Below are 20,963 nucleotides of genomic sequence, written 5' to 3' on the forward strand. Positions count from 1 at the left end.
AGGGCGGACGCCCTGATCGCGGTGATGACCCTGCGGGAGAAGACCGCCCAACTGGTCGGCGTCTGGGTGGGCGCGAGCGACGAAGGCGCGGAAGTCGCCCCGCACCAGCACGAGATGGCGCCGCCACCCGACCTCGACACCCTTCTGCCCCACGGGCTCGGCCAGTTGACCCGCCCCTTCGGCACCGCCCCGGTCGACCCGGCGCTCGGCGCTCTCTCGCTGCTGCGCACCCAGCGGCGGATCGCCGCCGCCAACCGCTTCGGCATCCCGGCCCTGGCCCACGAGGAGTGCCTGGCGGGTTTCGCCGCCTGGGGCGCCACCGCCTACCCCGTACCCCTGTCCTGGGGCGCCACCTTCAACCCGGAGCTCGTCCGGACGATGGCCGCCGCCATCGGGCGCGACCTGCGGGCCGTCGGCGTGCACCAGGGCCTCGCCCCGGTGCTCGACGTCGTGCGCGACGCCCGCTGGGGGCGGGTCGAGGAGACGATCGGCGAGGACCCGTACCTGGTCGGGACCATCGCCACCGCCTACGTCCAGGGCCTGGAGTCGGCCGGGATCGTCGCCACCCTCAAGCACTTCGCCGGGTACTCGGCCTCCCGCGCCGGACGCAACCTCGCCCCCGTCTCGATGGGCCCGCGCGAGCGCGCCGACGTCATCCTGCCGCCCTTCGAGATGGCCGTCCGCGAAGGCCGTCCCCGCTCGGTCATGCACGCCTACACCGACACCGACGGCCTTCCCTCCGCCGCCGACGAAGCCCTGCTCACCGGGCTGCTCCGGCACACCTGGGGGTTCACCGGCACGGTCGTCGCCGACTACTTCGGCATCGCCTTCCTCAAGGCGCTGCACGGCGTCGCCGAGGACTGGTCCGACGCCGCCGCCCTGGCCCTCGCGAGCGGGGTCGACGTCGAGCTGCCGACCGTGAAGACCTTCGGGCAGCCACTGTTCGACGCGGTCGTCACCGGCACCGTCCCGGAGCGGCTGATCGACCGGGCGCTGCGCCGAGTCCTCGTCCAGAAGGCCGAACTCGGGCTGCTGGACGCCGACTGGAGCCCCGTACCCGCCGCCCTCGCCGACGCGGACCTGAGCGAGCCCGAGGCGCTGCGCGGCACCGTCGACCTGGATCCGCCCGCCAACCGAGCGCTCGCCGCCGAAGTCGCCGAACAGGCCGTGGTACTGCTGCGCAACGACGGCGTGCTGCCGCTGCGCGGCCCCGCCCGGATGGCGCTGATCGGCCCGAACGCCGACGAACCCACCGCGGTGCTCGGCTGCTACTCCTTCCCCGTGCACGTCGGCGGCCAACACCCGAAGACCCCGCTCGGCATCGAACTCCCCACCCTGCGCGAGGCGTTGGCGGACGAGTTCGGCGACAGCGAGCTGCGGACGGTGTGCGGCGTGACGGTCGACGGCGAGGACACCGCCGGCATCGCCGAGGCCGTACGGGCCGCCCGGTGGGCCGACGTGGTGGTGCTCGCGCTCGGTGACCGGGCCGGGCTGTTCGGGCGCGGCACCAGCGGCGAGGGGTGCGACGCCGCTTCGCTGGAACTTCCGGGACGACAGCGGGACCTGCTGGAATCGGTGCTCGACACCGGGACGCCCGTGGTGGTCACCCTGCTGGCCGGACGGCCGTACGCGCTGGGCCGCGCGGTCACCGAGGCGGCAGGCATCGTCCAGTGCTTCTTCCCCGGCGAGGCCGGGACCCGCGCGCTCGCCGGCGTGCTCAGCGGGAGGGTCAACCCGTCCGGACGCCTGCCCGTCTCCGTCCCCGGCCACCCCGGCGTCCAGCCCACCACCTACCTGGCCCCGCGGCTCGCCCAGGCGGGCGATGTCTCCAGCGCCGATCCGACCCCCGCGTACGGCTTCGGGCACGGGCTCGGCTACAGCGAGTTCGCGTGGTCCGGCCTGGACGTGCGGGTGGCCGAGACCGGTACCGACGGCGAGTTCCACGTCGCGTTCGACCTCCACAACACCGGCGCGCGGGCGGGTGCGGAGGTGGTGCAGCTCTACCTGCACGACACGGTGGCCGGCGTCGTGCAGCCGGTGCAGCGACTGGTCGGCTACCGACGGATCGAGCTCGCGGCCGGAGCCGGTTGCCGCGTGGAACTGACCCTCCCCGCCGACTTGGCGTCCTTCACCGGTCGCGACGGCGGGCGGATCGTCGAGCCCGGTGCGCTGGAACTGCGGATCTCCGCCTCCAGCACCGACCACCGCCTCACCGTACCGCTGCGCCTCGCCGGCCGGCCCCGCCCGCTCGATCACACCCGCCGGCTGCACCCGATCGTCGCTGTCCGAGACATCCCGCCGAAGGCTCTCGACTGATGAGGCCCATGGCATTCGGGCAACGGCCCGCGCCGCGCCGTGAGGTGCCACGAGAGGCTGCCGTCCGATCGATCCATGGGATGAATAGGGAGAGAAGGCCCTCTCGGGGCACTGAGGGGGTGGTTCATCGGACGACATAGTGGCAGCTCGAATGCCGAGTTCGCCGAACGGGGGAATCGGATGTCTTCCTGGACATGGGATCACCTGATACGTTGACGCCGTGTCGCTCACTGACAAAGCCATCGCCCGCATCCGTCGGATGATCCGGGAGGGCGAGCTCGTCCCGGGCTCGAAGCTGCCCCCCGAACAGCAGCTCGCGGCCGAGCTCGGTCTGTCCCGCAACCTGATGCGCGAAGCGGTCAAGTCGCTCGTCGTCGCCCGGGTCCTGGAGATCCGGCGCGGCGACGGCACCTACGTCACCAGCCTGGCGCCCGGTCTGCTCCTGGAAGGGCTCGGCGGCGCGGTGGAACTGCTCCAGGGGGACACCGTCCTGGAACTCACCGAAGTGCGCAGGCTCTTCGAGCCGGTCGCCACCGCGCTGGCCGCCACCCGCATCACCGACGACGACCTCGCCGAGGTGGAGCGCCACCTGGCGGCCATGCGGGACGCCCGGGACGACATCGAGCTGCTGACCATGCACGACGCGGCCTTCCACCGGGCGGTGATCCGCGCCACCGGCAACGAAACCCTGGCCACCCTGCTGGAGCACATCTCGGGGCGCACGCTGAGGGCCCGGGTGTGGCGCGGTCTGGCCGACGCCGACGCGGCCGAGCGGACCATCGTCGAACACGTGGCGATCCTCGACGCCCTCGTCGCCCGCGACCCGAACCTCGCCCAGGCCGCCGCCCTGATGCACGTCAACACCACCGAACGATGGCTGCGCGACCACCTGGCCGAAGAAGGACGGATCCCGGCCGTGACCGGGCCGCGGCCGGACCCGGACCCGACCTGACCGATCGTCAATCACCGAACGAGGAGCGAGGCGCGTGAGAGTCGACGCGCACCACCACCTGTGGGAGCTGGGCCGGCGCCCGCACTCCTGGCTCGACGCGCCGGAACTGGCCGCCATCCGGCGTGACTTCGGGCCGGCCGACCTGGCCCCCCGGGCCCGGGCGGCCGGCATCGACCGCACCGTCCTGGTGCAAGTCCTGCCGGACGCCGCGGAGACCCGGGAGTTCCTCGCCCTGGCCGGTGCCGAACCGCTGATCGCGGGCGTCGTCGGCTGGGCCGACCTCACCGCGCCCGGGATCGCCGACACCCTCGCCGTACTCCGGCGAGGACCGGGCGGCGACCGGCTCGTCGGCCTACGGCACCTGGTCCAGGGCGAACCCGACCCGGCCTGGCTCGCCCGCCCCGACGTCCGGCGCGGGCTGCGCGCGGTCGGCGACGCCGGGCTCTGCTACGACCTGCTCGTGAGGGACCATCAACTGCCCGCCGCCATCGACGCGGTGCGCGCCCTGCCGGAGCAGCCGTTCGTCCTCGACCACCTCGCCAAACCGCCGATCGCGCGCGGAGACCTGGAACCCTGGGCCGGCCACCTGCGCGAACTGGCACGCGAGCCCAACGTCTTCTGCAAGCTCTCCGGCCTGGTGACGGAGGCCGACCCGACCGGCTGGACCGTGGCGGACCTGCGGCCCTACGCCGAGACCGCGCTCGACGCCTTCGGAGCCGCGCGGGTCATGTTCGGCTCCGACTGGCCGGTCTGCCTGGTGGCCGCGTCCTACGAGCACGTCGTACACGCAGCCGCCGAGTTGACGCACGCTCTGAGCGCCCACGAGCGTGCGCAGGTCTTCGGTGGCACCGCGGCCCGGATCTACGGGCTGGACGAACCGGCGCGGCCCGGCGAGGGGGAGCCGCCGGCATGAAGGTCCGACTCGCCTACGGGGAAACCGGGCTCGACATCGACGTCGACCCGGCCGTCACCACCGTCGTGGAGCCGCTGCACCACAACGGCGCCGCGGACGGGACGGCCGCGCTCCGCGCCGCGCTGCGCCGACCGGTCGCCGGTCCGCCGCTGCGCGAGCGGGTCAGGCGCGGCCAGACGGTCGCCATCTCCGCCTGCGACGGCACCAGGCCCCAGCCGCGCCACCTGATGATCCCGGCCGTGCTGGCCGAACTCGACGGGATCGTCCGGCCCGAGGACGTGGTGATCCTGGTGGCCACCGGCACCCACCGCGGCAACGACCCGCACGAGCTGCGGCGGATGTTCGGCGACGAGGTGGTCGACCGGATCCGGATCGTCAACCACGACGCCCGCGACGACGCGGCACTGGCGTGGATGGGCCGCTGGGGCGACGACGTGCCGGTGTGGCTCAACCGCGCATGGGTGGAGGCCGACGTCCGGATCACCACCGGTTTCGTCGAACCGCACTTCTTCGCCGGGTTCTCCGGCGGCCCCAAGCTGGTCGCCCCCGGCCTCGCGGGACTGGAGACCGTGCTGGTCCTCCACGACGCCAAGCGCATCGGGAATCCCCGCGCGACCTGGGGCGTCACCCACGGCAACCCCGTCCACGACGACGTCCGGGCCATCGCGGCGGGTACCGGCGTCACCTTCGCGCTCGACGTCGTCCTCAACCGCGACCAGCGCATCGTCGAAGCCTTCGGCGGCGACCTGCTGCCCATGCACGCGGCGGCCACCGCCGCCGCCCGCCGCATCGCGATGCGCCCGGTCGACCACCTCTTCGACGTCGTGGTCACCACCAACGCGGGACATCCGCTCGACCAGAACCTCTACCAGTCCGTCAAGGGCATGTCGGCCGCCCACAGCGTGGTCAGGCCCGGCGGCCTCATCGTCTGCGCGGCCGAGTGCCGCGACGGGTTCCCCGACCACGGCTCCTACCGCGAGGTACTCGCCTCGGCCCCGTCGCCGCAGGCCCTCCTCTCGGAGATCGGGGCGAGGCCGCGGACCGTGCCCGACCAGTGGCAGGTGCAGGTCCAGGCCCGGATCCAGTCCTCGTGCCGGGTGGTGATGCACACCTCCCACCTCGGCGACGCCGACCTCGCGAGCGCCCACCTGGAACAGACCGCCGACATCTCCGCGACGGTCGCCGAGGCACTCGCCGCCGCCGGCCCGGGCGCCCGTGCGTGCGTCCTGCCGGAAGGGCCCATGACCATCCCGTACCTGCGCCGGGACGGAGCGTCCGCGAAATGACGCAACGACAGGTCCTCCTGTGCCCCCGGGACCGCGATGGCCGAGACCCGGCGGCTGCTCCGGGAGACCGGCGCCGAGCTCGCCCGCCGGCACCTTTCCTGACCGCAGCACCCGCGAGGAGCAGAGCCACATGCACCCCACCCGCGTCCACGACCTCGGCTTCGCCCAGGTGGACATCGGCCGCGAACAGCGCCAGGGACTGCCCGAGGTCGTCTACGGGCCCGGCAAGACGCCCGGCCAGATCCGCGCGATCGTCGCCGAGCTGCTGCGCGACAATTCCGGCCCGGTCCTCGTCACCCGGGTGGACCCCGGGACCGCCGCCGAGGTCCTCGACCAGCTGCCGGCGGGTTCGTACGACGCCACGGCCGGTCTCCTGGTCTGGCGCCCGGCCGCGGCGAACGGCTTCGCGCTGACCGTCGTCTCCGCCGGGACCTCCGACTGGCCGGTGGCCGCGGAGGCCGCCGCCGTGGCCGAGGCCGTCGGACTGGCCGTCACCACCGTGCAGGACGTCGGCGTCGCGGGCCTCCAGCGCGTCCTCCGCGTCCGGGAACAGCTGCGGGCCGGCGACGCGGTCGTCGTGGTGGCCGGCATGGAGGGCGCCCTCGCCAGCGTGGTGGGCGGCCTCGTCGGCTGCCCGGTGATCGCCGTGCCCGTCTCGACGGGCTACGGCGCGTCCCTCGCCGGTGTCACGGCCCTGCTGGCCATGCACGCCTCCTGCGCCGCCGGCATCACCGTGGTCAACATCGACTCGGGCTTCGGCGCGGCGATGGCCGCCCACCGGCTCGCCTGGGCGGGGAGCAGGCGCGCATGATCTGCTGGATCAACCCGTTCACCGGCCTCGCGGGCGACATGCTCCTCGGCGCCCTGCTCGACGTCGGGGCACCACTGGAGCAGATCCGGGCCTCGGTGGCCGCCACCGGCCTCACGGGCTGGGAACTCCACGCCGAACGGGTGACCGTGCACGGGCTCACCGCCACCAGCGCCCGGGTGCGGGTGACGGACACCGCCACCGAACGGCGCGCCGCCGACCTGCTGGAGCTGGCCGCCGCCGCGCGGCCCGAGGCGGTGGCCGCGCTCGGCACCGCGGCCCTCACCGCGATCGCCCGCGCCGAGGGCCGCCTGCACGGCACCGACCCCGGCGAGGTCCACCTGCACGAACTCGGCGGCCACGACGCCCTCGTGGACATCGTCGGCGTCGCCGCCGCCCTCCACGCCCTGGGCGTCACCGAGGTGGTCTGCGCGCCGCTCCCGCTCGGCACCGGCAGCGTCCGCGCAGCGCACGGACTGCTGCCCTGCCCCGCCCCCGCCACGCTGGAGCTGCTGTCCGGCGCCCTGGTGACCGGCACCGACCTGCGCGGGGAGACCGTCACACCGACGGGGGCCGCACTGCTCCGCGCCGCCGGCGCCCGCTACGGCCCGCCGCCCACGATGACGCCGGTGGCGACGGGCTACGGCGCCGGCACCCGCGTCCTCGCGGACCGGCCGAACGTCGTCGCCGTCACACTGGGCCGACCCCTGCCCCCGTCGGCCGCCGCCGAGGCGGTCGAGGCCGTGGTGACCCTGGAGACCAACCTCGACGACGTCACGGGCGAGACCCTCGCCCACACCATCGCGCGGGCCCTGGCCGAGGGCGCGCTCGACGCGTGGACGACGACGGCCGTGATGAAGAAGGGCCGCCCGGCGCATGTGCTCCACGTCCTCGCCCGACCCGGGACCGCAGCGCGCCTCCGGGAGCTGGTGCTCGCCGAGACGGGAACGCTCGGCGTCCGCCAGACCGTCCAGACCCGCGTCGCGGCCCCCCGGCGGATCCGCGACGTCGAGGTCGACGGCATGCCCGTGCGGGTCAAACAGGGCCCCTACGGGGCCAAGGCGGAGTACGACGATGCCGCGGCCGCCGCGCGGCGAACCGGGCTCCCGCTGCGCACCGTCGCCGACCGGGCGCGGCGGCTGGCCGAGCAGGACCACCCGGATCGAGTGACGGAGGAGGGCGGTACGCCGTGACCAGGGAACCCATGGGCGCCGACGCCGTCCAGGAGAAGGCCGCCGCGCTGCTGTCGGCGGTGCGCGAAGCGGGGCCCGTGGCCGTCGCGTACTCCGGCGGCGTCGATTCCGCCCTCGTCCTCGCGGCCGGCGCCCGTGCGCTGGGGAGGGGCGGCGTGCTCGCCGTGACGGCCGTCTCGGAGAGCCTCGCCTCCGGCGAGCTCGCCGCGGCCGGTGCCCTGGCCGACTCCCTGGGGGTGACGCACCTGGCTCCCCGGACCGAGGAGCTGAGCCGGCCCGGCTACCGCGCCAACGGCCGGGACCGCTGCTACTTCTGCAAGTCCGAGGTGCTCGACGTCATCGCCGCCGTGGCCCGCGAGCGCGGCTTCCACCAGGTCGCCACCGGCACCAACACCGACGACGCGGCCGATCGCTTCCGGCCCGGCATCCGCGCCGGGCGGGAGCGGGGGATCCGCACGCCCCTGCTGGACGCCGGGCTCGGCAAGGCGGACGTACGCGCCGTCAGTCGGCTGTGGTCCCTCCCGACCTGGGACAAGCCGGCCACCCCCTGCCTGGCCAGCCGGATCCGCTACGGCGTACCCGTCACCGGCCACCGCCTGGCCCGCGTGGACCGCGCCGAGCGGGCGGTGCGCGAGGCGCTCGCCGGCGCCGGACTGCGGTCCGGGCAACTGCGCGTGCGCGACCTCGGCGACACCGTCCGGGTCGAGATCGACGCCGAAGTAGTAGCCGCCGCAAGGCAGTTGACCTCCCTGGCCGAGGTCCTGGCCGGCGCCGGCTTCGGTCCGGCGCCGGTCGTGATCGACGGCTTCGCCTCCGGCCGGCTCAACCACGAGCAGCAGCACGTCACCGAGGAGTTCTGAGATGCCCGCAGGCCCGTCCGGACACCGGCCGTTACAGAACCGCCGGTACCGCCCCCTGACCACCTTCTTCCGGCCCGGTCCCCCGGACGCCGGACCCCGCCCCGACCACGACCGGAAGGCCGCCGCGCCGATGGACACCCGGCACCCCGCCACGGACCCGCTCTGGTACCGGCGCCCCGCCGACGGCTTCCTGGAGGCGCTGCCGCTCGGCAACGGCCGCCTCGGCGCCACGGCCTACGGAGGCGTGCACACCGAGCGGATCGACCTCAACGCGGACACCCTGTGGTCCGGCGGGCCCGGCCCCCGCGACCGGGAAGGCGCCGCCGAGCACCTGCCCGCCCTGCGGGCGGCGGTGCGCGACCGCGACCACGCCGGCGCCCACGCGATCGCCACCGCGCACTTCCAGGGCCCCGACACCGAGGCCTACCAGCCGCTGGCCACCCTCCTGCTGACCTTCCCGTCGTGCGGCGACGACGACGCAGCCGACTACCGGCGCGCCCTGGACCTCGACGACGCCGTGCACACCGTGTCGTTCACGGCAGGAGGAGTCCGCTACCGGCGGGAGAGCTTCGTCTCGGCCCCGGCGGGCCTCCTCGCCGTCCGCCTCACCGCGGACGCCCCCGGCGCCCTGACCTTTCGTGCGGGCCTGGAGACGCCCCACCCGGCCACGGCCACGGTCACCGGCGCGGCGGCACTGGCGGTCCACGGGCGCGCCCCGGTGAGCGTCGAAACCAGGCCCGGAACGGTCACCGCCTACCGGGAGGACGAGGGCACCGGATTCGCCGCCGCGGTCCGCGTGCGGACGGTCAACGGCAGCACCCGCGCCGTGGAGGGCGGGATCGCGGTCAGCGGTGCCGACGAGGCGGTGCTCCTGCTCTCCGTCGGCACCGGGTTCCAGGACTGGCGCAAGCGCCCCGACGGCCCCGGGACGGCGCTCGCCGAGGCCGGCCGTCGCCTCGACGACGCCGAGGGCACGGACTACGAAGCGCTGCGCGCCGCCCACGTCGCCGACCACCAGCGGCTCTTCGGCGCGGCCTCCCTCCGGCTCCCCGGCGCGGGGCAGCCGGCGGAGCTGCCGACCGACGAGCGCCTCGCCGCCGCCAACGCGGGCACCGCCGACCCGGGGCTCGCCGCCCAGCTGTTCGCCTACGGCCGCTACCTGCTCATCGCCTCCTCCCGGCCCGGGACCCAGCCCGCCAACCTCCAGGGCATCTGGAACACCTTCGTCACGCCGCCGTGGAACTGTGACTGGACGTCGAACATCAACCTCCAGATGAACTACTGGCCCGCCGAGACGACGGGCCTGTCCGAGTGCCACGAGCCGCTGTTCGACCTCGTCACGGACCTCGCCGAGTCCGGCCGTTCCACCGCGCGGGCGTACTACGACGCGCCGGGCTGGTGCTGCCACCACAACGTCGACATCTGGCGCGCCACCAACCCGGTGCTGGGGGAGCCGATGTGGTTCCACTGGCCGATGGCCGGGCCGTGGCTGGCCGCCCACCTGTGGGACCACCACCTGTTCCACGGGGACCGCGCCTTCCTCGCCGACCGCGCCTACCCCGTCATGCGGGAGGCCGCGCGCTTCCTCACCCACCTCCTCGTCGAGGACGAGGACGGCACCCTGGTGACCAGCCCGTCCACGTCGCCCGAGCACCGGTTCCGGCTCGCCGACGGCACCCTGGCCGCCGTCTCCGCCGGCTCCACGATGGACTACTGGCTCGCCGCCGAACTGCTCGACAACACCGTCGCCGCCGCCCGTGAACTCGGCGTCGACCACGACCTGGCGGAGGAACTGGCCCGGACCCGTGCCCGCCTGCGGCCCCCGTCCACCGCCGCCGACGGCCGCCTCCTGGAGTGGCGGGACGACCTCCCGGACGAGGAGCCGGGGCACCGTCACCTCTCCCACCTGTACGGCCTCTACCCGGGCAGCGCCGTCGACCCGCTCGCCGACGACACCCGGCCGGACGCGGTGCGTCGCGCCCTGGACCGCCGGCTGGAACACGGCGGGGGCGGCACCGGCTGGAGCCTCGCCTGGGTGGCCGCGCTGGCCGCCCGCCTCGGCGACGGCCCCCTCGCCGGCCACGCCGTCGACCGCCTGCTCGCCACCTCCCTCGCGGGCAACCTCTTCGACCTGCACCCGCCGCAGCTCTTCCAGATCGACGGCAACCTCGGCATCACCGCCGCCATCGCCGAGATGCTCCTGCAGAGCCACAACGGCATCGTGCGGCTGCTGCCCGCCCTGCCGCCGTCCTGGCCGGACGGCGACGTCCACGGCCTGCGCGCGCGGGGCGGCACCACCGTCGGCCTGAGCTGGCGCGAGGGCGCCCTGACCGGGGCCGAGCTGCGCGCCGCGCGGGACGTGGCGGTCGACCTCCACCTGCCCGAGCGGACGGGCCGTCCGGTGGCGACCGGCCAGGAGGGCGGTGACGCCGTCCTCGTCGCCCTCCCCGGCGACCCCCGGCGCTTGCGGCTCCACCTCCCGGCCGGTGGCCGCTGCCGGCTCTCCTTCTCCGGCCCCGAAGGCGAGTAGCCCGACCGCGGGCTACCGGCGGGGCGGGGGAGGGAGGGTGTCGGCGCCCGGCGCCGGTTCCGGCCAGACCAGCAGGACGGGGCAGGGGGCGTGGTCGACGACGAAGCGGGTGGCGGGCCCGAGGCTGTGGGGTCCGAGGCGTGTCCGGTCGCCGTCGCGGGCGAGGACGAGCAGCTCGGCGCCCTCGGCCGCGGCGACGACCTCGCGCTCGGTGCGGCCGGTGCGCTCCACCCGGGCGCAGGGGCGCCCCAGGCGCTCAGCCGCCGCGTCGAGGAGGTGCTGCCCGGAGGCGGTGGCCAGCCCCTCCAACCGGGTGCCGGGATCGCGCTCGGGGTGCCCGCGCCCGAGCAGCCCGGCGAAGGCGCCGTGCGCGGCGCCGGGCACCTCACGCCCGCTGACGTGGAGCAGGACGATCCCGGCGTCCTGCGGTGCGTGCGTACGGGCGGCATCGACGCAGGCGGGCCAGGTGCCTTCGGTGATCCAGACGACGACGGTCACGGTGTCAGCCTCCGATGATCTGCAAGGAGCCCCACAGTGCCACCACGGCGAGCAGCAGGGCGGCGGGCACGACGAGCAGCCCGAGCCGGGTGAACTCGCCCAGGCCGATGTCGGTGTCGTGCTCGCGGACGATGCGCCGCCACAGCAGGGTGGCCAGCGACCCGGCGTAGGTGAGGTTGGGGCCGATGTTCACCCCGAGCAGCACGGCCAGCACCGCGCCGGAACCGGCCGGGGCGGCCAGCGGCAGCAGGACGAGGGTGGCGGGCAGGTTGTTGATGACGTTCGCGAGAACGGCCGCCAGCGCCGCCGTGCCGAGCAGCGCGGGCAGGGCGGTGCCCTGCGGGACGAGGTGCCCGAGCGCGGAGGCGAGCCCGTTGTCGACCACGGCCCGCACCACGACGCCGAGCGCCAGCACGAAGGCCAGGAACGGCACGGCGGCCGAGCGCACGATCGCGACCGGGGTGGTGCGCCGCCGGATCAGCGCGCGGACGGCGAGCACCAGGGCCCCGGCCAGGGCCGCCCACGCCGGGTCGATCCCGACCACGGAGGTGAGGATGAATCCGCCGAGCGTGCCGACGACGGTGACGAGGGCGAAGAGCGGCATCTCCGGCGGCGCGAGGTCGGCCGGGGCCGGGGCGCCGGCGTCCAGGTCTGCGGCGAAGAACCGGCGCAGCACCACGTACTCGACGGCGATGGCCGCCAGCCACGGCAGCGTCATCAGGGCGGCGAAGCGGGTGAAGCTCAGCCCGCTGGCGGCGAAGGCCAGCAGGTTGGTCAGATTGGAGACCGGCAGCAGCAGCGAGGCCGTGTTCGACAGGTGCGTGCAGGCGTAGACGTGCGGTTTGGGCCGGGCGCCGAGCCGCGCCGCGGTGGCGAACACGACCGGGGTCAGGAGCACCACGGTGGCGTCCAGGCTGAGCACGGCCGTGATCACCGAGGCGACCACGAACACCTGCACCAGCAGCCGGCGCGGCCGTCCGGCGGCGGTGCGGGCCATCCAGGCCCCGCAGGCGTGGAACAGGCCCTCGTCGTCGCAGAGCTGGGCGAGCACGAGCACAGCCGCCAGGAACCCGACCACCGGCCCGAGGCGCTGGACCTCGGCCAGGGCGTCCGACGGCGAGATCGCGCCGACGGCGACGACCAGACCCGCCGCCGGAACGGCGACCACGGCCTCCGGCCACCCCCAGGGCCGCACCACGGCGCAGACCAGGACCAGCACCAGCAGGCCGACGGACAGTGCCTCGGCGAACGACGTACTCAGGGTCTTGCTCCAATTCGGGCGGTGGCGACGGTCGACGCCCCTATCGAATCAGACACCTCGGGACCGCGTCGCACCAGCTCGGACCCCGTGTGTCGGTCGGGACCGCACCGGCACGGTCGTCGGGTCGACCGTCAGCCGTCCCCTCGCGCCAGGTGACCGCGGACGGCGTCCGGGGCCGACACGATGAGGAGTGACTGGTGATCGGGACGACGTGGGCCGCGGTGTCGCCCCGCACGGCGGAGTCGACCGGTTCGACCATGAGGCGGTAGGGATCCTGGGCCGGGCAGTGGCGGCGGTCCCCGCCGCCGGTGGTGGTGAGCGTGCTGGGGCAGCAGCCGAGGAGGACGCAGGTGTCGCCGGGCTTCGGGAGGTTGAGCAGTGACGGCCGAAGGACGGAGGTCAGCGGCAGGGAGGCGGAGAGCGACTACCCGAGGGCTCGGTGCTGGTCGGTGCCGCCGTCCAGCTCCACGAAGTGGATGGCGTAGGCGGCCATCTGGGTTCCCTGGATCGGCAGTTGGTGCCCGGCGCCGGCGATGCTGTTCGTCTCGACCCGTGTGATGCCGGAGCCGTTGGAATACCGGGCCCGGTTCCAGTTGGCGGCTGGGGTGTCACTCGACGACGGGGTCTGCCCCACCCCGAGGACGTTCGTCCACTGCTTGGTCTCTTCACCGAGATCGTTGTGGTTCAGGATCGGGTCGGCCGTGCCGTGCCACAGCTGCACACGGGGGCGCTGTCCGGTGTAGCCGGGATCGGCACCGCGTACCAGGTCGCCCCACCGCTGCGCGACCGGCGAGACGTCGGCGAACACCTCGTTCCAGGACATCCCCTGCCACACCTCCGGCGACCTCGGCACCTGGACCTACCAGGGCGTCGCACTGGCCAAGCAGAGCAGCGGAGACCTGGGACCGAACCGGGTCGTCGAGCGGCCGAAGGTCATCTACAACGCGTCGACCGGCACGTGCGTGATGTACGTGCACATCGACAGCGGCGACTACTCCGAGGCGAAGGCCGGTGTGGCCACCAGCAGCACCCCGTGCGGCCCGTACGTCTACCGGGGCAGCTTCCGGCCGCTGGGCGATGTCAGCCGTGACCTGGGCCTGTTCCAGGAGTCCGACGGCACGGGCTACCTGCTGACCGAGGACCGCAACAACGGCGGCCTGCGGATCGACAGGCTCTCCGCCGACTACCTCTCGGTGGACAGCCCGGTCGCACTCCTGGGCGGCGGCAGCATCGAGGCCCCGGCCATGATGAAGGTGGGCGGCACCTACTACCTGCTGGGGTCGCACCTGTCGGGCTGGTACCTCAACGACAACGTCTACGCCACCGCGACGTCCCCGAGCGGCCCGTGGTCGGTCTGGAGGGACCTGGCCGCCCCCGGCACCAACACGTACGACAGCCAGACGGCCAACATCATCACCGTCCAGGGCACTTCGGGAACCACGTACGTTCGGTCCCTGACGTCTGGCGCACTGTCCGGGGCCACACCACTCCTTGGAGCGATCATGCACGATTCCCACTCGTCCGACGAGTGCGCCTGCCCCCGGACCGCGGAAATCGACGGGGGCGGTGCAGCGGCGGCGAGCCGGCGCGGCGGTTCCTGCGTGGGGCCGGGCTGCTGGGGGCCGGGGTCGGCACGGCGGGGCTCGGGCTGTTCACCGGCGCGGCGCCCGCGGAGGCGTCCGAGCCCGCGGCGGCGGACGCACCCAAGCCCCGCACCCCGGCGCGACCGCTGGGAGCCAACTCCCGACAGCCGGAAGTTCACCTTCGTCGTCACGCCGGACACGCAGTACCTGTTCGACGGGGACCGGATCCACCCCGCCCCGCTTGAGGCGTCGTTCCGCTCCGTCCTCGACGGCGGTACGAACCGCGAGGGCGGTGGGGACGACACCATCGTCTTCCTCGCCCGCCTCGGCGACGTCACCGAGCACGGGCTGCCCGCCGAGTACGCCGCCGTGACGAAGTCCTTCGCGCCGCTCGACGACGCCGGTGTCGCCTACGGCGTGCTCGCGGGCAACCACGACGTCCGCTCCTCGACCGACGACCGGCGCGGCAGGACCCCGTACCCGGACACGTTCACCAAGGGCCCCGGTGCTGCTCCGATCGCCGTCCCGTCGCCGGCCGCACCTCCAGCTCATCGGCCTCCGGCAGGGCGACGACCGTCAGGTCCGCTCGGATGATCTCCCCGCGTGCCGGACCAGCAGGCCCAGCACGTCCTGCTCCGAGCTGTCGGCATCATCCCGATGTCGCGTCCCGAGAGCCGACAGGGCCGGGTGGCCCCGTCCGGTGGAGGCGATCGGACCTTGGACGGGGGCGGGTGGCCCGGGCACGGTGGTGGTGTGGCAACGAGAGCGAACTCCACCACGACCGGCGGGACCCGCACGGTGCGCCGCATCGTGGCAGGGGTGGACGGCCCGGAGGTCTCCTGGCAGGCGCTGCGGTGGGCCGTCGACCGGACCCGGCTCACCGGTGCCGTGGTCGAGGCCGTGACGGCCTGGACGTACCCGACGGTCACCGCCTGGGCCAGGCCGAAGGCCGACCCCCAGACCGACCGCTCGGCACAGAAGGCCCTCGCCCGCGCCGTCGAGGACGTGGCGGGCCCCGAGCCGCCGCTGGACATCCGGCAGCGCGCCGTCCAGGGCGACGCCGCCGAGGCGCTGCTACGGCACGCCATCGGTGCCGAACCCCTGGTCGTGGACCGCCGCGGATACGGCGGCTGTGAAAGGGCACTGCCGGGCCCGGTGAGCCGACCTCGCCTGGCGCACGCCCCCTGCCCCGTCGTCGTGGCCCCCACCGCCCAAGACGGACCACCTCACATTCCCAGGGAACTCGCATGACTACTGGAACAGAGACCGGCACCCGGGCCCTGCGGGCGCTGCTCGCCGTGCCCGGCCCGTTCCTGTCGGTCTACTTCGACCTCGATCCGCGCCCGGAGATGGGCCTGGACGCCGAGGAGCGCTGGCAGGGGTTCTGCCGCGACCTCGCGAGGCAGGGGGCGGGCACCCACGACCTGGATGCCCTGACCCGGCGCTTCCTCTCGTCCCAGCCCGGCTCCGGTGTGCTCGCCGCCTTCGCCGCAGGCGGTGAGGTGGCGCACTCGGCCGTCCTTCCGGGCTGTGAACAGCGGGACCTGGCCCTGTTGGCGCCGCTTCCGCGTCTGCTGCCGCTGCTCACCTGGCGCCAGGAACACCCCGCCCACGTGGTCGCCGTCGTCGACCGCACCGGCGCGGACCTGCGGCTCTACCCAGCCGGTGCCACGGACGGCGCCCCCCGGACCATCGTCGGCTCGGACGACGAGATCGAGCGCAACCGGCCCGGCGGCCGGTCCCAGATGCGCTACCAGCACCGCGCCGAGGACTCCTGGGAGCACAACGCCGTCGAGGTCGCCGAAGTGCTGGGTACGGCCTTGACCGAGGTGGACGCCCACGTGCTGATGCTGGCCGGCGACGTCCGCGCCCGCCAGTACCTCACCAAGCACCTGCCCACCTGGGTCCGCCGCGACGTGGCCATCCGGCCGGTCAGTGGCAGCCGCAGCCCGGACGGCGCCTGGCCTCACCGCATGGCCCAGGTCGAGGCCGAGACCTGTCGCGCCGGTCGGCAGGAGACGAGCGCGCTGCTCCGCGACTACGCCGAGCAGCTCTCACCGCACGGCCGTGGGGCGGAGGGCATCTACGCGACCGTACGCGCGCTCGCCGACGGCGCCCTGCGCACCCTGCTGATCACCGAGGACCTGGCCGGCCGCCGCACCGCCTGGTTCGGCCCCGGCCCCGCCGACATCGCCGATCAACCCGCCACCCCGCCGCCCGACACCACCCCGCTGGTACGGGCGGACCTCGCGGACACCGCAGTCCGCTCGGCCCTGCTCACCGGTGCGGACGTCCGAGTCCTGCCGCCCGGCGCCCCCGGTGCCCCCGCCCAGGGAATCGGCGGCCTGACCCGCCACACCCGACACGCGTGAGACCACGGCCACGAACGGAGGAAATCCGATGACAACCGATCCGGTGGCCAGCCAGACACCGCAGGTCGAACTCGAAGCCCAGGGCGATCTTCCGTCCGGCAGCACCGATCTTGCCCGCAAGAAGATCCTCACCCTCCTCGACAACGTCGCCGAGCCCGTCCTGTCCGTCCGCATCCGGCTCACCCACATGCACAACCCCGCCACCGAGCGCCCCTTCATCGCCCAGGCCAATCTGGACGTCAACGGCCGCCCCGCCCGGGCGCACGTCGCCGCCGAGTCCATGGCCGAGGCGATCGACCTGCTGCGCGACCGCCTCGCCGAGCAACTGGCCCGGCTGCACCAGCACTGGGAAGCCCGGCGCGGCAGCGCGCCGAAGCCCGGCGAGCACGAGTGGCGGCACGGCGCCGAGCCCGCCGATCGGCCCGACTACTTCCCCCGCCCGCCCGAGGAACGCGAGATCATCCGGCACAAGTCCTTCTCCCTGGCCCGCGAGAGCGTCGACGAGGCCGCCTTCGAGATGAACACCATGGACTACGGCTTCCACCTGTTCACCGAGATCGACACCGGGCAGGACAGCGTCCTCTACCGCACCGCACCCCTCGGCTACCGGCTCGCCCAGCTCCACCCCCACCCCGAGCAACTCGGGCCCGTCGCCGTCCCGCTGACCGTCAGCCCGACCCCCGCACCCCGGATGGATCCCAAGGCCGCAAGACGGCGCATCGACGCCTACGACCAGCCGTTCGTGTTCTACGCGGACGAGTCCACCGGCCGGGGCAACGTCCTCTACCACCGCTACGACGGCCACTACGGCCTGATCACGCCCGCCGAATAGCCCCATCCACGTATCGACAGGAGCCCGCCATGGCCCGGTCACCGCAATCCGCTACCACCGGCCTCCACCCTCCCGGCCGCGACGTCGAGAGTGCCGTCGAGCGTGTGGAGATGCTGGAGGCCCAGGTCCAGGCCCTCGGTCAGGCCATCCGTGCCCTCATCCAGGGCATGGAGGAGATCCCCGACCAGGAGCCCGACCCCGAAGGCCCCGCCCGAGCCGCCCGCCTCGCCCACGAACTCCTGCTCTCCCAGGGCCTCTAGTACTCCAGTGTGACTTCGTGATCTATCCGGTTGAGGGCTCGGCGAGGCGTCGCCGGTAGTGGCTGCGGCGGGCGGTTGCTTGATGGAGTCTGCGCCAGTTTGACCAGGTCAGCAGGCTGTGCGGGGATGTGGCCGGTGGGACCAGGAAGGCGCCGAGCAGGTGGCGGATCTCGGGGACGGTCAGATCGATCGGGTCGGTGCTGCGGGCGGGCCGGTTCGGTTGTGCGGTCCTTGGCGGCGTCGCGTCGACGGCGAGGACGGCCAGGAAGGCCAGAGCGAGCATGGCCAGGGTGATGTGCCGGTGCCAGGCGGTCCAGTGGCGGACCTGGTAGTGGTCCAGGCCGACCTGGCCTTTCGCGGCCTGGAAGCACTCCTCGACACACCACCTGGTCCCGGCCACCCGGACCAGCTCGGACAGCGGCACCCGTCTCGGGGACCAGCACAGGTAGAGGGCGAGTTCGCCGCTGTGCGGGTTGCGGCGGATCAGCAGGTGCCGGTGGCCGTCGGTACCGATCTCGATCCAGGCCCAGCCGTAGTAGCGCGGCCCCTTCGCCCCCGCTCCGGCGCTCTGCCGGTGCCAGGCCGAAGCGGGCAGACGGCCGACCACGGCATCCGCGCGGACGGCGGTTCGTCCCTGGTTGATCCGCACCCGCGTACTGCAGGCGACGGCCAGGACATAGCCGATCCGACGGGACTCCAACAGGGCACGCAGAGCCGGGTCTTGACCGTAGGCCTCGTCCCCGGTCACCCAGGAGGCACCGGTCCCGGCGTCCAGTGCCGCCGCGATCATTTGTCCGGCCAGCGTCGGCTTGGTCGCGAACTTCGTCTGGTCGGGCACCCCGGCGCGGGTTCGGCGCTCGGTGTCCTGGCACCACGAGGCGTCGGGCAGGTAGAGACGACGATCGATCAACGCACGTCCCCTGCTGGAGGCGTAGGCGAGGAAGACGCCGACCTGGGTGTTCTCGATCCGCCCTGGGGCTTGTATCTGAATAACTGTCAGGTTTGATCTCCCTTGGCGACAGACTCGGGCAGAAGAGCTTGGAGCTGTTCGAGGGTTCGGGCGGGAGATCCGGGCAGAGGTGTGACGTCGATGCGGTGCAGGTCCAGGAGTCGGTGTCCGTCCTGGAACTGGTTGGAGAGGTTGGTGCGGGTGACGCCCAGCAGCTGGGCCAGGAGGGTGCTGGTGATCGCTCTGCGGCGGCGCAAGAGCGCCGCCAGGAGGCGGTGGTAGTGGTCGATGCTGCTGGTCTGCGGGTGGAGGTAGCTGCGCGGACGGTGGAAGCGCCGCTGGAAAGCCGCCTCGGCGAGGGCGTCCCAGTACGGTTCGGAGACTGCCACCAGGCGTTCGAAGTCGGCCCGCGGCATGCCGGTCAGGGCCGGATCGCTGAGCATCTCGGTCAGGCCGGGGTTGACCCGCCGGGCGGACACCGGCAGTTCTGGGGTCCGTGGCGGAACGGGGGCCAGGGTGTAGTTCCAGTCGCCGTGGAACGCGTCGGGCATGATCGGCAGGGACTGGAACTCGGAGGCGCTCACCGTTGAGCCCAGGCGGTAGCTGCCGGTGTCCAGCTCGGCGTCGATGGTCAGCCCGGTCCGTGTGGTCGTCGCGGCGATGGTCTCGATGACGACCTCGTAGCTGGTCAGCGGCCGGCCGCGCCAGTTCGCGGTGATGTGGCAGAACATTCGGTGTTCGATCTTGTTCCACTTCGATGTGCCCGGTGGGAAGTGGCAGACCGTGATCTCCAGGCCGCTTTCCAGGGCGAAGGCTGCCAGGTGCTTCTTCCAGGTCCAGCGACGGGGATCGTTGGAACCACCGGCATCGGCGGTGATCAGCAGCCGGGTGGCGTTCGGATGGTGCACCTGTCCGCGTTTGCACCACCAGCGGCGTATGGACTCGACCGCGAACTCGGCGGTGTCGTGGTCGGTCCCGACGTTGACCCAGCCGGTGTTGGTGGCGATGTCGTAGATCCCGTAGGGGATGGCGACGGGCTGGTCGCTGGTGGTGAAGGTGTGGCAGTCGACCTTGATCGGGTCCTTGCCCGGGCGCCAGGTGCGGCCGGGACGGTCGCGGTTGCCGATCCATTCCTTGGCCTTGGTGTCGACGCTGATCACCGGCTGCCGGTCGTCGAGGAAGGCGGCGGCCGTGGCGTTCAAGTGGGCGAACTGGGCGTCGCGGTCCGGATGGCCGGCGCCTTCGGTGGTCTTGACGGTGCCCTGGAGACTGTAGCCCAGGCCGTGCAGCAGGCGCCCGACGGTCGCGGCACTGACCGGGTGGCCCTGTGACGTGAGGGTCGAGGCCAAGGTCCGCAGCGACAAGGTGGTCCACCTCAGCGGCGAGACGGGATCACCTCGGGTGTGCGGCTCGATCAGCGCCCCGAGTGCCGGCAGCAGGCCGGGGTCGGTGACCGTCAACGGCTTGCGGCCGGCTCCCGCAGCCCGGATCCTCCGCGTCGGCACCGGGTCCCCGGTCAGCTCGGTCACGCCACGCGAGACGGTGGAAGCACTGGTCCCGGAGGCGGCGGCTACCAGTGCTATCCCGCCGTGGCCGATGGCCACAGCTTCGCTGGCCAGGTAGAGCCGACGGCGCCGCTCGTCGAGGTGCGGAAGGATCCGATCGAACTTGGCCCGTAACACGGTGACAGGCGGACGCACAGGCATGGTCCAGCTTCCCACCAACTCCGCCAGAGCAAGCAGTAATTGAAATACAAGCCCCTGCGGTGCCGGTGTACTGCCGCTGCACGCCGGCCGAGGCGGCGCCTTTCTTCAGGAAGCCTGTCTCGTCGACGATCAGAACGCCGTCGTCGGCGCCGAGGTGTTCGAAGACGTAGGCGCGGATGTCGTCGCGGACCGCGTCGGCGTCCCAGCGGGCGCTTCGCAGCAGTCGCTGCATCGGCCCGGGGCGGGCATGGCCGGCCTGCTCGGCCAGGCGCCAGCAGTTCTTCCGCTCGACGCCGGACAGCAGGGCGAGCACGAAGGCGCGGGCGGTCGCGCGCGGCTCCACCCGCTTGAACCGACTCGCGATCCGGGCCATGGCCTGGTCAAACATCGCCCGCCAGCGGGCGGCGTCTATGCTGTGATCCGCGGCCACCGCGTGATCGTCATGAGTCCACACAACCCTTGATGATCACGCGGTGGCCGTTCCAGTTCTCACCCTGCTCGGCGCAAGATCGCGAAGTCACACGGGAGAAACCGAAGGGCCGGCCCCAGGGCAGCTGAGCCGGCTCTTCGGCACTCCGTCACACCCGTCTTATCGGCTCCACTACGACGGGGTGTGGCCGTGCATGACCCGCTCCTCGATGAGA

Annotated in this window: 17 protein-coding genes and 2 pseudogenes; 13 read left to right on the top strand and 6 right to left on the bottom strand. The window is 73.4% G+C overall.

The window, feature by feature from the left end; all coding sequences use genetic code 11:
- Positions 1-24 precede the first annotated feature (24 nt).
- The 8 genes from AB0C76_RS35600 to AB0C76_RS35635 all read left to right on the top strand — a co-directional run bounded on the left by AB0C76_RS35600 (position 25) and on the right by AB0C76_RS35635 (position 10,858).
- Entirely contained in the window at positions 25-2,316 is a 2,292-nt protein-coding gene (locus tag AB0C76_RS35600) for a glycoside hydrolase family 3 N-terminal domain-containing protein (protein WP_359973695.1), read from the top strand.
- A gap of 220 nt (positions 2,317-2,536) precedes the next feature.
- Positions 2,537-3,268, top strand: a complete 732-nt coding sequence (locus AB0C76_RS35605; RefSeq protein ID WP_359973671.1) for a FadR/GntR family transcriptional regulator — start codon at positions 2,537-2,539, stop codon at positions 3,266-3,268.
- A 34-nt stretch (positions 3,269-3,302) separates the two neighbouring features.
- A complete protein-coding gene (locus AB0C76_RS35610) occupies positions 3,303-4,181 on the top strand; it encodes an amidohydrolase family protein (protein WP_359973672.1) in 879 nt (292 codons plus the stop codon).
- Positions 4,178-5,467 (top strand): nickel-dependent lactate racemase, encoded by a 1,290-nt coding sequence (gene larA / locus AB0C76_RS35615; protein WP_359973674.1) that lies wholly within the window; start codon positions 4,178-4,180, stop codon positions 5,465-5,467. Before AB0C76_RS35610 ends, larA begins: the two co-directional genes overlap by 4 nt.
- 130 nt (positions 5,468-5,597) lie before the next feature.
- Positions 5,598-6,278 carry a nickel pincer cofactor biosynthesis protein LarB gene (gene larB / locus AB0C76_RS35620; protein ID WP_359973676.1) on the top strand — a complete coding sequence of 227 codons (681 nt, stop codon included), beginning with the start codon at positions 5,598-5,600 and terminating at the stop codon, positions 6,276-6,278.
- Positions 6,275-7,468, top strand: a complete 1,194-nt coding sequence (gene larC, locus AB0C76_RS35625; protein ID WP_359973678.1) for a nickel pincer cofactor biosynthesis protein LarC — start codon at positions 6,275-6,277, stop codon at positions 7,466-7,468. Before larB ends, larC begins: the two co-directional genes overlap by 4 nt.
- Positions 7,465-8,328: an ATP-dependent sacrificial sulfur transferase LarE gene (gene larE, locus AB0C76_RS35630; protein WP_359973680.1), complete on the top strand. Its 864-nt coding sequence runs from the start codon at positions 7,465-7,467 to the stop codon at positions 8,326-8,328. Before larC ends, larE begins: the two co-directional genes overlap by 4 nt.
- A 1-nt stretch (position 8,329) precedes the next feature.
- The gene (locus tag AB0C76_RS35635) at positions 8,330-10,858 is read left to right on the top strand and encodes a glycoside hydrolase family 95 protein (protein WP_359973682.1); all 2,529 of its coding nucleotides are present in this window, start codon (positions 8,330-8,332) and stop codon (positions 10,856-10,858) included.
- Between the two features lie 12 nt (positions 10,859-10,870).
- Here AB0C76_RS35635 and AB0C76_RS35640 read toward each other — a convergent pair whose 3' ends face one another.
- The 3 genes from AB0C76_RS35640 to AB0C76_RS35650 form a co-directional block, all read right to left on the bottom strand.
- Complete coding sequence (locus tag AB0C76_RS35640) at positions 10,871-11,356, bottom strand: universal stress protein (protein WP_359973684.1); 486 nt, start codon at positions 11,354-11,356, stop codon at positions 10,871-10,873.
- A 4-nt stretch (positions 11,357-11,360) separates the two neighbouring features.
- Entirely contained in the window at positions 11,361-12,617 is a 1,257-nt protein-coding gene (locus AB0C76_RS35645; protein WP_359973696.1) for an SLC13 family permease, read from the bottom strand.
- A gap of 424 nt (positions 12,618-13,041) precedes the next feature.
- Positions 13,042-13,440 (bottom strand): hypothetical protein, encoded by a 399-nt coding sequence (locus AB0C76_RS35650; protein ID WP_359973686.1) that lies wholly within the window; start codon positions 13,438-13,440, stop codon positions 13,042-13,044.
- Between AB0C76_RS35650 and AB0C76_RS35655 the strand changes: the two genes are divergently transcribed.
- From AB0C76_RS35655 to AB0C76_RS35675, 5 genes are all read left to right on the top strand, one after another.
- On the top strand, positions 13,439-14,794 hold the full coding sequence (locus AB0C76_RS35655) for a family 43 glycosylhydrolase (protein WP_359973698.1): 1,356 nt from the start codon (positions 13,439-13,441) through the stop codon (positions 14,792-14,794). The two genes, AB0C76_RS35650 and AB0C76_RS35655, sit on opposite strands and share 2 nt — an antisense overlap.
- 159 nt (positions 14,795-14,953) lie before the next feature.
- Positions 14,954-15,451: a universal stress protein gene (locus AB0C76_RS35660; RefSeq protein WP_359973688.1), complete on the top strand. Its 498-nt coding sequence runs from the start codon at positions 14,954-14,956 to the stop codon at positions 15,449-15,451.
- On the top strand, positions 15,448-16,572 hold the full coding sequence (locus tag AB0C76_RS35665; RefSeq protein ID WP_359973690.1) for a Vms1/Ankzf1 family peptidyl-tRNA hydrolase: 1,125 nt from the start codon (positions 15,448-15,450) through the stop codon (positions 16,570-16,572). Before AB0C76_RS35660 ends, AB0C76_RS35665 begins: the two co-directional genes overlap by 4 nt.
- A gap of 28 nt (positions 16,573-16,600) precedes the next feature.
- Positions 16,601-17,404, top strand: coding sequence for an HPF/RaiA family ribosome-associated protein (locus AB0C76_RS35670; RefSeq protein ID WP_359973692.1), 804 nt, complete (start codon positions 16,601-16,603; stop codon positions 17,402-17,404).
- A gap of 29 nt (positions 17,405-17,433) precedes the next feature.
- A complete protein-coding gene (locus tag AB0C76_RS35675) occupies positions 17,434-17,664 on the top strand; it encodes a hypothetical protein (RefSeq protein ID WP_359973693.1) in 231 nt (76 codons plus the stop codon).
- A gap of 22 nt (positions 17,665-17,686) precedes the next feature.
- Here AB0C76_RS35675 and AB0C76_RS35680 read toward each other — a convergent pair whose 3' ends face one another.
- The 3 genes and pseudogenes from AB0C76_RS35680 to AB0C76_RS35690 all read right to left on the bottom strand — a co-directional run.
- Positions 17,687-18,664 carry an IS701 family transposase gene (locus AB0C76_RS35680; RefSeq protein ID WP_359973700.1) on the bottom strand — a complete coding sequence of 326 codons (978 nt, stop codon included), beginning with the start codon at positions 18,662-18,664 and terminating at the stop codon, positions 17,687-17,689.
- A pseudogene (locus tag AB0C76_RS35685) lies at positions 18,641-20,319 on the bottom strand (ISAzo13 family transposase); the annotation flags it as partial. The gene AB0C76_RS35680 and the pseudogene AB0C76_RS35685, both read right to left, overlap by 24 nt.
- Positions 20,320-20,371: 52 nt before the next feature.
- Positions 20,372-20,707: pseudogene (locus AB0C76_RS35690) on the bottom strand (transposase); the annotation flags it as partial.
- Positions 20,708-20,963 lie beyond the last annotated feature (256 nt).

The sequence above is a fragment of the Kitasatospora sp. NPDC048722 genome, assembly GCF_040650235.1.
Taxonomy (GTDB): Bacteria; Actinomycetota; Actinomycetes; order Streptomycetales; family Streptomycetaceae; genus Kitasatospora.